This window comes from Pseudomonas sp. RIT-562 (genome assembly GCF_026241895.1).
Classification (GTDB): domain Bacteria; phylum Pseudomonadota; class Gammaproteobacteria; order Pseudomonadales; family Pseudomonadaceae; genus Aquipseudomonas; species Aquipseudomonas mandelii_F.
In genome coordinates this window covers 236,514-251,883 of record NZ_JAPJIV010000005.1, presented here as the reverse complement: position 1 = coordinate 251,883, position 15,370 = coordinate 236,514, and the positions used below count along the sequence as shown (strand labels likewise).

Annotated in this window: 14 protein-coding genes and 1 pseudogene; 14 read left to right on the top strand and 1 reads right to left on the bottom strand. The window is 54.5% G+C overall.

All coding sequences use genetic code 11. The annotated features are described in order from the left end of the window. Nucleotides 1-9: 9 nt before the first annotated feature. Together ORL50_RS09695 and ORL50_RS09690 are read left to right on the top strand one after the other, a co-directional pair. Nucleotides 10-858 (top strand): VOC family protein, encoded by an 849-nt coding sequence (locus tag ORL50_RS09695; protein WP_020300874.1) that lies wholly within the window; start codon nt 10-12, stop codon nt 856-858. 43 nt (nt 859-901) lie between these two features. Next, entirely contained in the window at nt 902-2,383 is a 1,482-nt protein-coding gene (locus tag ORL50_RS09690) for an aldehyde dehydrogenase family protein (RefSeq protein WP_047531102.1), read from the top strand. A gap of 63 nt (nt 2,384-2,446) precedes the next feature. On the opposite strand, the gene ORL50_RS09685 is transcribed toward ORL50_RS09690, so the two are convergent. Next, the gene (locus tag ORL50_RS09685) at nt 2,447-3,511 is read right to left on the bottom strand and encodes a hypothetical protein (protein ID WP_266013210.1); all 1,065 of its coding nucleotides are present in this window, start codon (nt 3,509-3,511) and stop codon (nt 2,447-2,449) included. Between the two features lie 306 nt (nt 3,512-3,817). On the opposite strand from ORL50_RS09685, the gene ORL50_RS09680 reads away from it, so the two are divergent. From ORL50_RS09680 to ORL50_RS09630, 12 genes and pseudogenes are all read left to right on the top strand, one after another. Next, nucleotides 3,818-5,113, top strand: coding sequence for a PucR family transcriptional regulator (locus ORL50_RS09680; RefSeq protein ID WP_020300877.1), 1,296 nt, complete (start codon nt 3,818-3,820; stop codon nt 5,111-5,113). Nucleotides 5,114-5,334: 221 nt separating this feature from the next. Next, nucleotides 5,335-6,330 (top strand): hypothetical protein, encoded by a 996-nt coding sequence (locus tag ORL50_RS09675; RefSeq protein WP_090406428.1) that lies wholly within the window; start codon nt 5,335-5,337, stop codon nt 6,328-6,330. A gap of 96 nt (nt 6,331-6,426) precedes the next feature. After that, a complete protein-coding gene (locus ORL50_RS09670) occupies nt 6,427-7,425 on the top strand; it encodes a SphA family protein (RefSeq protein WP_032904495.1) in 999 nt (332 codons plus the stop codon). 435 nt (nt 7,426-7,860) lie between these two features. Further along, nucleotides 7,861-8,490: pseudogene (locus ORL50_RS29070) on the top strand (HAMP domain-containing protein); the annotation flags it as partial. A 69-nt stretch (nt 8,491-8,559) separates the two neighbouring features. Then, complete coding sequence (locus tag ORL50_RS29065) at nt 8,560-9,348, top strand: methyl-accepting chemotaxis protein (protein ID WP_371101270.1); 789 nt, start codon at nt 8,560-8,562, stop codon at nt 9,346-9,348. A 248-nt stretch (nt 9,349-9,596) separates the two neighbouring features. Further along, nucleotides 9,597-10,349 carry a hypothetical protein gene (locus ORL50_RS09660; protein WP_032903637.1) on the top strand — a complete coding sequence of 251 codons (753 nt, stop codon included), beginning with the start codon at nt 9,597-9,599 and terminating at the stop codon, nt 10,347-10,349. Nucleotides 10,350-10,464: 115 nt separating this feature from the next. Then, nucleotides 10,465-10,695, top strand: a complete 231-nt coding sequence (locus tag ORL50_RS09655) for an AlpA family transcriptional regulator (protein ID WP_020300882.1) — start codon at nt 10,465-10,467, stop codon at nt 10,693-10,695. Between the two features lie 4 nt (nt 10,696-10,699). Then, nucleotides 10,700-11,542 (top strand): ParA family protein, encoded by an 843-nt coding sequence (locus ORL50_RS09650; RefSeq protein WP_020300883.1) that lies wholly within the window; start codon nt 10,700-10,702, stop codon nt 11,540-11,542. Between the two features lie 85 nt (nt 11,543-11,627). After that, entirely contained in the window at nt 11,628-11,837 is a 210-nt protein-coding gene (locus ORL50_RS09645; protein ID WP_076964377.1) for a hypothetical protein, read from the top strand. 14 nt (nt 11,838-11,851) lie between these two features. Then, a complete protein-coding gene (locus ORL50_RS09640; RefSeq protein ID WP_020300884.1) occupies nt 11,852-13,438 on the top strand; it encodes a ParB family protein in 1,587 nt (528 codons plus the stop codon). After that, nucleotides 13,435-13,983, top strand: coding sequence for a DUF2857 domain-containing protein (locus tag ORL50_RS09635; RefSeq protein ID WP_032903632.1), 549 nt, complete (start codon nt 13,435-13,437; stop codon nt 13,981-13,983). Before ORL50_RS09640 ends, ORL50_RS09635 begins: the two co-directional genes overlap by 4 nt. Continuing rightward, complete coding sequence (locus ORL50_RS09630; RefSeq protein ID WP_020300886.1) at nt 13,980-15,170, top strand: STY4528 family pathogenicity island replication protein; 1,191 nt, start codon at nt 13,980-13,982, stop codon at nt 15,168-15,170. The genes ORL50_RS09635 and ORL50_RS09630 overlap by 4 nt, the downstream gene beginning before the upstream one ends. Nucleotides 15,171-15,370 lie beyond the last annotated feature (200 nt).

The following is a 15,370-nucleotide window of genomic DNA, read 5'->3' as shown; positions in this document are numbered from 1 at the left end:
GAGTTTTCCATGACGACCCTCCAGACTTCGACCCCTGCTCAACTGTGCTACCTGCACCTGGCAAGCAAAGAACCTCAACGCCAGGTAGATTTTTATACGCGAATGATGGACATGCGCGCATCGCCACAAGCAGATGGCAGCCAGGTGATGCGGGGGCCGAAACGAGCGGCAATCATTTCGCCAGCCGACCATAGCGGCCTGCTGGCCGCTGCCTTCAACCTCCACTCCAACGCCAAACTGGAAGCGCTGCGTCAGAACCTGATTGAGCGTGAATGCCAGATGGATCCGGTGACCTCGCCTTTACTTGAGCCAGGCGCGTTTGCCATTCGGGATCCACAGGGTCGCCAGACAATATTCGGCGTAGTACTTCCCGATACAAGTGCTGAACTGCAAGGCATGCCGTCGAGGTTGCAGCACGTTGTGTTCCAAACCACCGAGCTTGAGACGATTATCGACTTTTACGTCAACACCGTTGGCTTCACCATTTCCGACAACGTGGTCGACCAGGAAACCGGCCAGCTCATGGTGTGTTTCCTGCGCTCCGACGACGAGCATCACTCCCTCGCCTTTTTCCGTGGGTCGAAGAATGAATGGGACCACCATTGTTACGAAACCAATGAGTGGAATGACATTCGTGATTGGGGCGACCGGTTTGCCAAGGAGCGCATCAGCATTTTCTTCGGCCCTGGCCGTCATGGTCCGGGCAACAATCTGTTTTTCATGGTGGTCGATGCCGATCGGAACCGACTGGAATTCTCGGCCGAACTTGAACTGGCGCCAGCAGACCGTGAAGCCGGCGTATGGCCGCAGAGTGAGCACACTCTTAACTCCTGGGGCCGCGCCTGGATGCGCACCTGATTTTGCAGGGAAGTCAATCCATTAAATTGATCGAGTCGCCTAAATGAACAACCAGAACGCACCCGCTCCATTTGCCATTCAAGGTCATCAATACATTAACGGCCGCTGGCAGCCAGGTCGCTCAACCAAACGCCTGGACAACCGCAACCCCTTCAACAACGAGTTGCTGTTGGACATGCCGCTCGCCTCGGTCGCCGATCTGGATGAAGCCTATCTGGCCGCCGAAAAGGCACAGCTGGAGTGGGCTGCGCTACACGCCGGCCAACGGGTTATGTTGCTTGAAAAGCTTGCCGTTATCGTTGCGCAGCGCAGTGAAGAAATTATCGACTGGCTCATCAAAGAGTCGGGCAGCACTCGAATCAAGGCTGGCATCGAGTGGCAAAGCACGCTGAACCTGGTCCGAGAATGCGCGAGCATGCCGATGCAAGTAGAGGGTCGGATCTTGACCAGCTACAAGCCCGGCGAACAGAGCTTTGTGTTCCGTGATCCACTTGGCGTTGTGGGGGTGATCAGCCCATGGAATTTTCCGCTTTATCTAAGCATGCGCTCCGTTATTCCGGCCTTGGCATTAGGTAATACCGTAGTGCTGAAACCTGCGAGTGATACCGCTGTCAGCGGCGGATTGTTGATCGCCTACCTACTGGAGGCGGCGGGCTTCCCTGCGGGCACCATCAACGTTGTTGTGGGCGCCGGATCGGAAATCGGTGACGCCTTCGTGGAACATCGAGTACCCAGGCTGATCTCGTTCACCGGTTCTACGGACGTGGGGCGCAATGTCGGGCGCATCGCCACGGGTGGCAAGCACATCAAACGCGTTGCTCTTGAACTCGGTGGTAACGCGCCACTGGTGGTGCTGAATGATGCCGACGTTGAAGTGGCAGCTCACGCAGCCGTGGTCGGCCGTTTCCTGCATCAAGGGCAGATATGCATGAGCGTCAACCGAGTGATTGTTGATCGCACCTTATACCCGGCGTTTGCAGAACTTGTGGTGGAGAGGGTCAGCAAGCTGAAAGTGGGTAACCCTAATGATGCGGACACCGTGATTGGGCCTGTCGTCAATCAATCGCAATTGAATGGCCTGTTACGCAAGATTGATCAGGCACACAGCGCTGGCCTGACTAAACTGTTCGGCGCTTCAGCCAACGGTCTGTTGCTCCCACCGCATGTTTTCGGCAACGTAAAAGCCGATGACGCCCTGGCGGTAGATGAAACATTTGGCCCACTGTTACCAATGCTCATAGCCGACGATGAAGCGCACGCCCTGCGACTTGCGAATGCCAGCGAGTATGGGTTGTCCAGTGCGGTATTCACCCAAGACATGGCGCGCGGGTTGCAGTTCGCTCGTGGCATCGTCGCCGGCATGACGCACATCAACGACATCACCGTCGATGACCAGCCAAACGCGCCCTTCGGAGGTGAAAAGAACTCCGGGCTCGGGCGTTTCAACGGTCATTATGCCGTCGATGAATTCACTCGCGCACACTGGGTGACCTGGCAGCCAGGTGGTCACCACTACCCTTTTTAATGCACCACGCAGTCAGCCCCTGTCGGGGCTGATTGTCATGCAGGGCAACAAGGTGAGTTGGCGTTACTCGTCGCCGCCCAAAGCCGCTACCTGAGCCTCTATGGACTTGATGCTTTGTTTGTCGGCTGCATTTTGCGGTGTAACGCCATCGCCCAAAGCGGCATGAAAAGGGCAACCGACAAATTTAGGATCATTCTTGTACGTTTCGACGTAATGCTCGGGGAATTGCTTGTCCAGCGCCTGGATGCCCTTTCGCACTTCGGCTTTATCTCCACTGGACATGTTCATCCGCTCTTCGATATAGGCTTCAGTCGGATCGTCGGCATTCATTTCCATCATGCCCATCATGTAGCCGGCCAGTTGCGGCAAAAGCTGGGCCGCGGCGGGGTCAGGGCGGTCGACCTGCATGGTGTCGAGCGTGGTGGTCAATGACATGGCGCGCAGTAACTGATGGCCAAACCAATGCAACTCCTTGGGGAAGAAGCGGAAGACAAACTGCTCATGAATCGCCGTGATAATGAGATTGCCACGTTCAAGCTTGGGTTTTGGAGCATTTTCGAAGGCTTCGCAAAATTCCACGAGCGCGTCGAAACTATCCGGGTAACCAGTGATCGGCTGATCGTTTTCAGCACGGAAGAGTTTGCACATGTCACGCCAGAACAAGTGCGCGGCAATCTTCTCGTTCTCGGAGAGGCCCGGGGCGCCCATCTTCAACTTCAGACGGTGCATTGTGATGGCGGTGAATGCACAGACGTACACGTAATCGTCATTATAAGAAAAGGCACCGGGATACTGCTTGGCCCAATGCGCATGAAGATTATTAATACCTTCAACCGACTTGATGGTGCGGCTGTCTTCAGGACCGTAGAACCACCACAGCGCATTGGCGCTGCCGGTCTGCTCTACACGCGAGGTGGACCGTGAAACGACTTTGCCACCGTCTTCACGCCAGACCGCTCTGGAGCCCCAATCGGTGACGACAAAATTAGGGAAGGTCAACGCGTAGATGAAGTTCTGCATGAAGTCGTTCAGCCCGTAGCTGTTCGATAAACGCCAGATTTCAATGTAATCCTTGCTTGGGTCGAGGCTTTGGATTTTGGCTCGAATCCACTTTTTAGGGGCAGACATGTAGATCCTCTCTTCGCTTGAGTGCACATAGTGAATACGAAAATAGAGGCCTCTGATCAGCGGCCTTCAGTCGTCAGACAGAAGCGCTCATGGCGCAACGTCTGGGTGCTCTCGATTTAAAAACACCACCACTTACGATAGGGCCTCGCCCCGGGCCAGTCTCCGGTCTGTCCATCCAAGCTCGACGGCGTTTTTGGTATTGCAGTATCACCGCGACGCTATACTGCAATCACAGTGCGCTGGATCCCCACGGGCGGCTGCGTGATGCGTACATAAATAATCATTACGACTCACAGGGAGTACCGTTTGACTACTGATCTCTATTCTCACCTGCAGCCAAAAGGCTCGGTCGAGGACGCTTTTTCCAAGGCGGTGATTGGTCAGCATCATCTGACCAATGCTGTGTTGAAGATGGGTGAAGGTGCGGTGGCCTGGGCGCTTGAGGAGGCCGCCAGTTCCCTCAAGCGCTTGCAGGACGAATTTCAAACGGTGCCTGACTTGCCGACGCCAGAGATACGCCTCAACCTTGAAACGCTCATCCTCGATATATTCATGAGTTCGTTATCGAGAAACAGTGAGCACTTTACGCTGAAATTGATCCCTTCAATGGCGCGACAAGCTGCACGTCGCGAAGTACCGTTCAGCAGCATCGTCAAAAACATGCGAGCCAACCAGACTATCTGGGTCAATCATTTTTTCACCGCGTCGGCGTCCAGGACTTTTGCACCCTCAACGGTTCAACGGTTAGTCACCAACGGTGCATGCGTGGTGGATGAAATCATCGAGCACTTTGTGCTGTGCTACCTGGACGAGCGTCAGGTGCTGATGGAAAGTCAAATCGCGAGACGCCGCGCCCTTGTGGAAAAGTTGATCGGCAATGCGGGCGCGCTTCAACCATTCGAGCTAAAGCAAATCAAAAAAGATCATGGCCTGGATCTTGAGCATTTCCATGTCGGTATCATTATTTCTGATCTCAACACCAAGCTCAGCTCAGACTTGGGTGAGTTACAACGCAATTTACAAGATGCAATCATCGGCGATACACCGCTGGTAGTTTCCTTCACTCAGCATTTGACATGGGCTTGGGTCAGTACACCGCGCGCCCCTACTCCGACCCAACTGAAACGACTTGAAGAAACACTGGGGCAATTAAGTGGAACTCAATGTGCACTGGGTGAACCAGCGAAGGGCCCTGCTGGGTTCAGGCGTACTCATCTTCAAGCCAGAGATGTCAGTAGCGTTGCAATCCTTTCCCCAATCAAAGGCGTCATGCGCTGGGCTGACCATGTCCTGACGATCCTGGTCGGTCAGGATCTTGAAAAGGCCGCGTGGTATGTCGACTCCGTGCTCGGACCTCTGGCAAACAAATCAGAGAAAGCCGGCGGCTACCGCCAAACACTCAGCGCTTACTTGCAGTCAGGCAACAGCTTGCTCCACGGTGCTGAAGCGCTAGGTATTCACCGCAACACGCTAGTGTATCGACTGCAACAGATAGAACTACTGCTGGGTTGTCCTATCAAGCAACGAGAGCTCGAAATACGCTGCGCCTTGCACCTGATCACCCAGTACGAGGGCCGTGTCCTCAAGCATGAAAGGGAATAGAAACAGGTAAACAGTGAGATTGATGTATCCCAGTCGATAGACCATCAACGCACGTTTCAAGCGCTCGAGGGCCGCCGTACTGCAATACCAAAACCAATCATTATTTTGGTTTTCCGGCCTAATGACTGCGCTCGGTACTTCTTCTAACTTGTAAGCCATCCGCAGGAAGCGCAATGACCATGCGCCCAGTGAGATGACAACAAAAATAAGAGGAAAACCCGATGACCCGCAAATGGATCGCCGCGCGTATTGATCAGCTCGACCCTGCTACCGACTATGACGAGATCTGGAAACTCTCTGCGGCTTATCGGCCAACCGACTTCATCATGAATCTTGTGTACGCCGTCACTTTCCCTCACTTCTTCGTAAGGGAACTGGACGCGTTGCCTCTCATTGACAACGGTGACGGGAAAATTCTAAAAAACTCATTCAGACGCTCCGATGACACATCCTGGAAGATGCAGGTTTGGTGGCATTACGGTTCACACCACGACAAGACCCGCGAAAACGTTGAGTCGATAAACAAAATACACTCCCACTACGCTCAGCGATTTGGCGAGAGCTTCAGCCGCAACGACACCTACGTCTACACGCTTTGCTATGAAGCAGCCGGCATGCATCGCCTGATGCAACGCGTAGGTATGGCGGGCATGAGCGAAAAAGAGAAGCTCGCCGCTGTTAAATACTGGCACCAGATGTCAACCATTTTTCGCAACGCCGGGACGGGCGAAGCGATTACAGGCTTCCCTGATTCCTTTGATGGAATCATGGCCTTCATGGATCGCTGGGAAAGTGAGGATGTTCCCAAACACGACATGGGCCCACCGGCGGCGCGAGCAATAATCCAACAGTTCGCCGATCGTTATTTTCCAAAGTTCTCACACTCTCTGGTATTTGCCTGGGTGATCAGTCTTTATCCCGATCATCTGATCCGCGCCTACGAACTCAAACGACCCTCACCGTTGGCCAGGAAAGCATTGCGTTTGTTTACTGCCGGTTTTCTGTGGATGGGGGAAAAGGTGATCCCTGATCCGAAGGACACCTTCACGGAACGCCGGCAAGTGGCGCATGCCGCCAAGCGCGCTGCGGGTGCATCTAAAACACCAGATCAGCAGAGCGAGCAGGCGAAAGTCGCGGGTTGCCCTTTCCATCGATTCAGAGCAAAGCCCTCAGCGTCTGATGCCGCGAGCCCAGGTACCACGCAAGCAAAAAAATAATGTGCCAAAAGCACATTGGTACCAGATTGCTTGATGCAAAAGCACTCTGGGAATTACCAAATAGCGCCAAAAAAAATAACAATAGAGCCAACAACGATGAACACAATAAAAAAAATTTGTCCAGCCTTGCTAGTCCTCGCCACTCTCTCGTCCCTAGAAACTGTAGCCGCCAACGGCCCTCCACCGCCTAGCGTTGGGGAGCCGAACGGGATCAATCTGGGAGGCACCAGTTTTTACGATGGATTTGCCGGCCTGCCCGGCTTTTCGTTCCAGCAATACTTGAAGTACACCAGCGCCAGTTCGATTCGAAATAACTCGGGTAAGGAAATCAAAGACTTTGATAACCCGAAGATCAATGTCACCAGCCTGATCAACCAACTCAGCTATTACTCGCCCAACACTATTGGCGCGGGCGCACACCTGGGCTGGAACATCATTGTGCCGATCGTTTCACTCGACGGTGACTTTGGTAGCAACGGTCCACAACTCAAGGACAACGCCACTGGAGTTGGCGACGTCACCACCGGCCCGCTGGTGCAGTTCGATCCTATTGTCGATGAGCATGGACGACCTATTTTCGTCCAGCGCCTGGCACTGGATGTGTTGTTACCCGTCGGTAAATACGATGAACACAAGGACCTCAACCAAGGATCTAACTTCTACTCGATCAATCCTTACTGGGCGGCGACCTGGATGCCCGCACCCCGCTGGGAAGTGAGCTGGCGCTTGCACTATCTGCAAAACTTTAAAAACAAGGACCCAGCCAGCAGTTCAGTGCAACTGTTCGAAGGTCAGCCTGTGCGTGATACCCAGGCAGGCAAAGCGGCATGGATTAACTTTACTGCCTCCTATGAAGTGATACCCAACGTCTCAGTTGGCCTCAATGGGTATTACTTCAAACAAATAAGTGATGATGAGGTCAATGGTCACCGCCTCGCCGACTCTCGCGAAAAAGTGCTTGGGATTGGCCCTGGGGTGTTCTGGAAAGTAGGCGATGGTGATGGTGTCTGGTTCAACACTTATCGTGAGACCGAAGTAGAGAACCGCGCACGCAACGACTACGTCGTGCAGGTACGTTACGCGCACACCTTTTGAGGTCAAGAGCATTATCCTCGATGTAGCGATACGTCGAGGTGGCGCTCAACTCTTCCCCGCCACGGACGCGTTGGCTTCCAAGTTAACCGTTCGTCGAAATAAATATTGGATATGGAAGTGGGTCGACAAATGGAAGGTGGGCCTCAACGAGCTGAACGGCAATCTGCAGGTAACTCCTACCGAGCACAATAGCCGTTCGTGTGTCTTTTGCGTTTGTCCGGCTGCACTGAAGATTAGCGCTACCGAGAACATATCCGTCGTTCACACCGAGATCGCCTATGACTTGTGCTACCTCAGTAATGCTTAATTCTACACAAATTTCAGATCCGCGTTTCGCCGATTATCTCGCCTACTCCGCAATGCCGCGAGTCGCATCAGGATGAAATTAACCCTGCATCGTTTCTGCTGAAAGACCACGCCAATAAAACGAGATCCATGATGCAATATTCGCTCGCAGGCAAAATGATGATGACGCTCACACTGGTCATGCTTTGCGTTTCACTCGCTGTCGCGACGCTCAACTATCAATTCACGTCTCGGGAGTTGAGCAGACAGCAACTCAGGCAAGCCACTACGTTACTTGAGCTTGCGGCACAATCCCTAAGCGAACCGCTCGCGAGTGGTAATCAGGCTCAGATCGAAAACTTGCTGAATGAACTGTTGCGCGCCCCCGATGTTAATGGACTAACGGTGCGCGATTCCCGTACGCAACGTTCAACTTCTGTCAGTCAGAAAAACGCGGCTAATGTCTCCTTCCGGCTCAACACACAGGTAATGCATCATGGTCAGGCGCTGGCTATGCTGGATATTGAGTTCAACAACCAGGCGCTGAGAACGACCCTGAAAACTGTATTACTGCAAAACTTGGCAGTCACCGCAGTTTTGTTGCTCGCTACCTTGGGGACTGTGTGGCTATTGACCCGGCGTCACATTCTGCGACCAGTCAAAGAGGTCAGCCTTTGCCTGGCGCAGATAGCACGAGGTGAAGCTGACTTGAGTAAACGCCTAGATGCCAGTTGCCCTGATGAAATTGGTGAGTTGGCTGGCAACTTCAACCTAGTGCTTGAACGGCTATCGAACCTGATTGCGGATGTCGGGCTCGTCTCTAGCGCTCTCGATCAGCATGCCGGTGAAATGGACATAACAACTGGTCACACCTCGCACGCTACCGCCCAGCAGGTTCAGCAGGTCGAATCCGTAGCCGCTTCCGTGCAGCAACTCGCTCGATCCGCCATCCAGGTTGCCAGACACGCCTCGAGCACTAGCGCACAAACACGCGAGTCGGCAGCCCATGTCTGCGAAGGGAACGCCATGATGGACGCCAGCCAGCAAATGGTCGAACGCCTGGGGACACAGATAGCCCATACCGCTCTGAAACTGGGTGACTTGATGCGAGACAGCGAGGGGATCGGTGCGATGGTGGTCACTATTCGCGGGATCGCCGAGCAGACCAACCTTCTCGCCCTGAACGCCGCCATCGAAGCCGCACGAGCCGGTGAGCAAGGACGAGGATTTGCCGTGGTCGCTGACGAAGTCCGTGCCCTGGCGCTAAAAACCCGCCAGTCGACCGAAGTCATTGAAAATATTGTCACCCAGTTACAGGGCGCAGCGCATCAGGCACGAGAAGCCATGGAGGGTTGCCAGAATGCGCTGCAGGATGCGGTGGGCACCTCACGGCAAGTCGGTGAGTTCCTGACGCGAATCAGCGAAAACATTCAGGGCATCAATGAAATGAACCAACACATTGCTTTGGCTGCTCAGGAGCAGAGTACTGTCGCGGAAACGGTGAACGAAAATATCATCACCATTCACCGACTGAGTGATGGAGTCTCCCACTATGTCAATGACCTGGCTGATGGAGCACGACTCCTGAATAAGCAAAGTCAGTTGCTGCACCACAGAATAAGCTCTTTCAAAGTCTAGCGATGCATAGGTTATTGGGAGAAGCACCGTGGTGCTGTGCGTCTAAATCGTCAATTGAAACAAGCGTAAGAACTCGATAACCAGAGTGCATTAGGTGCTTAATGCTCGGATCTCTCACGAAAAAAAGGATATCGATTTACCAACAAATAAAACCGAATCAAGGGACAGTTGCCGCACGGAAGCCCAGCTAGTAAAGGCCATAAAAACGTAGTTAGCGGATCTGCTCCCTCGAATATGAGGCTGCTCCTATGTATGAACCCGACAGCTACAACGTTTTTGCAAAAATTTTTTATCGGCCCATTGACGCAGCTATACGCTGGTGCAATCTCATGGCTCATGAAACCCAAATACTAGAATCGGCTTGGGACTGTCCTGCGCTCCTGTCAAAATACTTCCCCCAATGGCCGTGCCTACAGGCAAATACCGAAAAAATTATAGATGCCATTCGCCATGGCGACCTGGCCTATGGCTGCTTCGGCGTGTCGGTCACGATTGGCACGCCCATCGATTGCAGTCAGATAACTATCCGCCATACTGACCTCAGAGTTTGGATGGCGCGCTACTACCCTGACCAAAGACCAAGCTTTCTTTTCGAACAGTCCTTCAACCAACAAGGAGCTATCAGCCCTGGCACCTATCTGGCCTTACAAGCCGACCGAGATGCAATGCAATTGCGGATAAAAAATATAGAAGCGTCTTATCAACAACTACTCGATGAGCTTGAGGCAATGGGGTTGGAAAGAGAAAATATCCATCAGTTACTAAAGTCCAACAGTAAACTCAGTGACCGCAGTGAAATCGGCTACCTGAAAGTCATAGGGGCGTTGCTTGAACTAATCTTAGGACACTCGCCATCAGGTAAACCGCACTCAGTATTTGATAGTCAATCCTCCATCGTCAATTCCATCTCAGCTCATCGCAAAGACGATCCTGGCCTGAGCAAACGCACGCTGGATGCAAAGTTCGCCGCAGCCAATCGCATACTCAAAAAAGGTATCTGAGTGGAGCAATTGCACTGCAATACCTCTGATTGCAGTGCAATGACTCTCCCCCACTTCTGCTATTCAATTCAGGTCACTTCCCACCACGCGCCAATCGGCGCCAGGAGTGACCAGCATGTCCAGCCAATCCTTACCCATCGTTGAAGCACCTCAACTGCAGGTAGAACGCCACATCATGCGACGTGACGAGGTGGAGCGAAAAACCGGCTTCAAACGCGCGCACATCTACAACCTGATGAAGGAAGGTAAATTCCCTCAGGCTAAACGCATTGGATTGCGGGCAGTCGGTTGGGACTCGCTAGAAATCGAGCAGTGGGTCGTTGAACGCTTAGGCAAACAGGCCTGATGCCATGCGTGTGGTATCGGTGGTTTCCACCAAAGGCGGGGTGGGCAAAACCACAGTAGCCGCCAATCTCGGCGGCCTACTGGCTGACGCAGGCCTACGCGTCCTGCTACTGGATCTGGATAGCCAACCCACCCTCTCCAGCTATTACGCCTTGAGCCAGAAGGCTGATGTCGGTGCGTACGAGTTCATCGCACTCAACCTAGCTATGCCTGCCCAGATTATTTCCAGGACAGTGATTGCAGGGCTCGATCTGATCGTCTCCAACGACGATCAAGGTCGACTGAGTACCTTGCTGCTGCACGCCCCTGACGGGCGATTACGCCTACGCAATCTGCTCGACAACTTCCGCGCCCGTTACGACCTGCTTTTGATCGACACCCAAGGTGCGCGTAGCGTGCTGCTGGAGATGGCCATCCTGGCCTCCGACCTTGCCCTCTCTCCCATCACCCCGGAAATGCTCGCCGCCCGCGAACTGCAGCGTGGCACCTTGAAGCTACTCAGCGAACTCGAACCTTTCCGCCACCTGGGCATTCCACCCCCACCCTTACGACTGCTCCTGAACCAGGTGAATGCCATTCGAGTGGACACCCGGATGATCATCCGTGGCCTGCGCGAGACCTTCGCAGGGGCTAACAACATCTCGGTTCTAGACACCGCAATTCCGGAGCGAGTGGCGTACCTCAACGCCGCCTCCCTTGGCCTACCGGTCCACCGAGTCGAGACACGCCAGTCACGGGAACGACGCTCGCCATCCGCGATGGAAACCATGCAAGCGCTGGCCATCGAGTTGTTTCCGGAATGGCGCGAAGCGATTTCTAGGGTGGGCAGGTGCACGGAGGTTAAATGACACCATTCACCATGCCGGCACTTCTCGCCCAATCATTGTGTTTGCTCGACCTTATAGCCAACAGCGTTTGGCAAGGAGTCTTCTGATGTTGGATCAACTTCCCATCATCGCTCCACCATTCACTCGACCACACCACCCATCTGGCGATGAATACTGCACTGTCGTCTTTCGCCTGCAGGGTGGACGCTCGGCCATGGGTTGGCTCCTCGCAGAGCTTTCCAGACATTTCGAAGGTTCGGGGACTGCCAAGATCGTCAAGTTCGAGGTCGGTGACCATTTGCGTAACCGGCGTTAACTGAGGTTGTTCCGATGAAGAAGCTCAGTCAGGCGCAGATCACCGACAAGCTGCACCAGGACCACTTCCCTCGAGGTCCAGAACTGGAGCGGCTATCCGATCCACTTACTGACACGCCTATGCTGGTCACTCTGGAGCAGTTGCGGCCCTACGAACACAACCCTCGATTCATTCGTAATCCGCTGTATGACGATATCAAGGCTTCGATCCGTGAACGCGGGCTGGATCAACCACCGCCGATTACCCGTCGCCCGGGAGAAACCTATTTCATCATCCGCAACGGCGGTAATACGCGCTTGGCGATTCTCGGCGAGCTGTGGCAGGAAACTCGCGACGAGCGTTTCTTTCGGATTCACTGCCTGTTCCGACCTTGGAGCAATGAAACCAACGCCCTACTCGGCCATTTGGCGGAAAGCGATCTGCACGGCCAACTCACGTTCATCGAACGGGCTCTGGCGGTAGCCAAACTCAAAACCATGCTTGAATCGGATGGCCCACAGCTCTCACAACGGGAGCTGGCTCGACGTCTTGCCGCTGGGGGCTATCCGATTTCACAGTCGCACATCAGCCGGATGCTGGACACCCTCGAACACTTATTACCCGCCATTCCACAAACTCTGTATGCCGGGTTGGGTAAGCCTCAGATAGAGCGTCTGATCGGTCTACGTAGTCAGGCTGAGCGAATCTGGAACCGTTATCCAACTGCCACAGTTGCATTTGCAGAGTTCTGGCTGGAATCCATGGGTTACTTCGATTGCGATCCTGAATCCTTTGATCTTGAGAAGATCCAGGATGAATTACTCGAACGCATGAGCCGCTTGCTCGGACAGTCCTACCGTATGCTGGCCCTGGAGCTGAGCGATACCCAACGGGTCGTATCCACGCCTGGGGCTGTCACTACCAGGCCCTCAGAGAACATCTATTCGCCAAGCGAACATGAAGCCGCGGCAGAACCGCCCTCCTCCGACACTGAATCACAATCAACCCAGGTCGAGAGCAGGATAGAGTCAGTTTCAGAAGAACTGCTCGCAGAACCCGAAACAAATGTTTCACCAGCGGTCAATCCTCGATCACGCGTTCAACAGATTCGTGAGCAAATCGATCGCGAGATAGCCACCAAAGCGACGTCTCCAGTCGAAACCTGCCCAATCGACGACCTCTGGACGATCACACCAACGCTGGATACACCCGAACAACTGCGTTTAGCCATTGCCGGACTGGCGCGAGAAATGGCGGCCTATGCCGGATACCCCGAGAGCATCATCGGTCAGCCGCTTGGCTTGGGCTTCGCCCTGAACATCGAGCGAGTTGATCTTGCAGCGCCTCACGCAACCGGCGTTCACCTACTGCTCATGGCCCTGCTGCGCGCTCAAGACGACGTCAACTGGGAAGATCGTAAGCAACTGCCGTCAGCGCTGTTCGGCCAATTGTTGCTGGGGATCTATCAACTCCCGCTCACAAATCGTCCCGCCGTGGACGTGGGACTGGAGCGGCTGCCCGACAGGCTGTTAATCAAACTGTATCGCCTGATCCGCCTGGCCCGGCGTCTGATCGACTTAACGATTCCCCCTGAAGATAGCTCACCGAAGGAGCTGCCATGAACCTGTCCTTCAATGTGCTCAACCAGGCCATGCTGACCCAGATACTGCATGAGCTGCGCCAGGGTAACCTGCAGCGCTGCAAGGCACTCGGACTGGGTGAGGACGACATCTACCTGTTGCAATCCTTACCGCCCACTACGTTGTCGCGCCTGGCCCATGCAACCATCCCCTGGGTTGAGATCAAGATTGACTCGCCGGTGCTGCATCGGTTGATCGAGCAAGCCGAACGTGACGAGCAGAACGAGCGCTTGATCAACCGCGCGCTCAAGCTCGGCGCCAGCAGCACCATCATGTACCAATGCTTTGGCTTGGCGCATTCGGAAACCGCCCTGCGTCGACGTCTGCTCAAGATAGAAACCCGAAAAGGTCGCCCTCAGAATTTGAGCGAGGCGCAGGAGCATGCGCTCTGGCAGCGTTGGTGCCAACTACGCGCTCAGGACAGTACCGAGGACCAGCTCGACGCCATGATGATGCTGGCGGAGGAGCAACAAGTCAGCTTGACCATCGTCTGGCAACAAATCGACCAGTACAGCAACGGCACATGAACACAGCCCCTTCCAGTCGTTGGCAGCGTGTCCTGCAGCAATGCACCCAGCATCTGAGTGAACGCTGGCCCGTACGCCCTACCACTGAACAACCCTCCAACCAGGCCCTGCAAGCTGGCTTTCTATTCAGTGGCCAATCTCACGAAGTCGTGCCACGTCGGCTGCTGTTGGATAGTCGGTTGACGCCGTTGGAACGCAATGCCTGGCAGGTGTTTCGACTCATGCTGCAAGGCCAGGGCGTGGTCACGCCGCGCTATGAGGATTTGCAGCCTTACCTGTCGAGCGTGCCCTACGGTGCGTCAGCCTCCCGTGAAACCATTGCTCGGGTGTTGACGATGCTCAGGTTGACGCGCTGGCTCAGTTTGGTGAGTCGCGGACGCGATCAGCTCAGCGGACGTCTTCAAGGTTTTCTGTATGTTCTGCACGATGAGCCGTTAACCCCCGCCGAAGCCATGGAACTGGATCAGGATTACCTGGCGCTGGTCGGGCATGCCCTCGGTCATGCGACGAAGGCGGTGCGTATTGTCGCTCAGCACGTTGTGGAGGAAGTCCGCCAGGACACGAATATCGATCGTGATCGGTTACCGACGCGGCTCGACAGCTGGGGCGAACACTGGACGCAGCAAGGATTGGATCAGCCAGCCGTTGATGCCTTCCACGATTCCGAACGGGAGGAAGATCACCGCGTTCGGAATCGTGCAGGCCCTCGTTCGGATTCCGAACCGGGCCTGAACGTCAATGTTTCAGACACCGTTCGGAATCCGAACGCCGCCTGTACTGTATTAAAAGAAAGTATTTGTACAGTACCGCGCGCGACCGCAGCGGTGGATAACCTGCACTGGCCCGCTGCGCTGCACCTGAGCCCAAGCGAGCGTCAGGCCGTCGCCGTGGCGCTGAACAAACTCAAACCAGCGGATCGGCAGGCGGTGCTCAACGAAGCGGGAGCACGTTGTGCGGCCGGTGGAATCCGCAAGCCAGCGGCGTATCTGATGGGCCTGATCCAGCGCGCACTGAAAGGTGACTTTCGTCCTTGGGCAGGTCAGGCCGAACCTTCACCCATTGCAGAATCACCTCCACCCGCTCCCTCGCGGCCATCTCGACAACAGGGCGAACCCGCGTCTGCCCTCGCACAAGCGTGCCTGAATGAGCTGCGCCAACTGCGTGGCAAACGCGGTGGACCTCAGTAGATTTGATGCCAGTGGCATCAAATCCATGGTGTTCCACTCTACGAACACATCGGACCAAACTATGAAACTCTTAGGGAAAAGCCGGGACATCTCTTTCGATGAACGTAGACGTCAGTAGATTTGATGCCGGTGGCATCAAATCTACTGACGTCTCCATAATTAGCCCTCTTAAACCAAACCGAACAGACCGCATTCAGTTT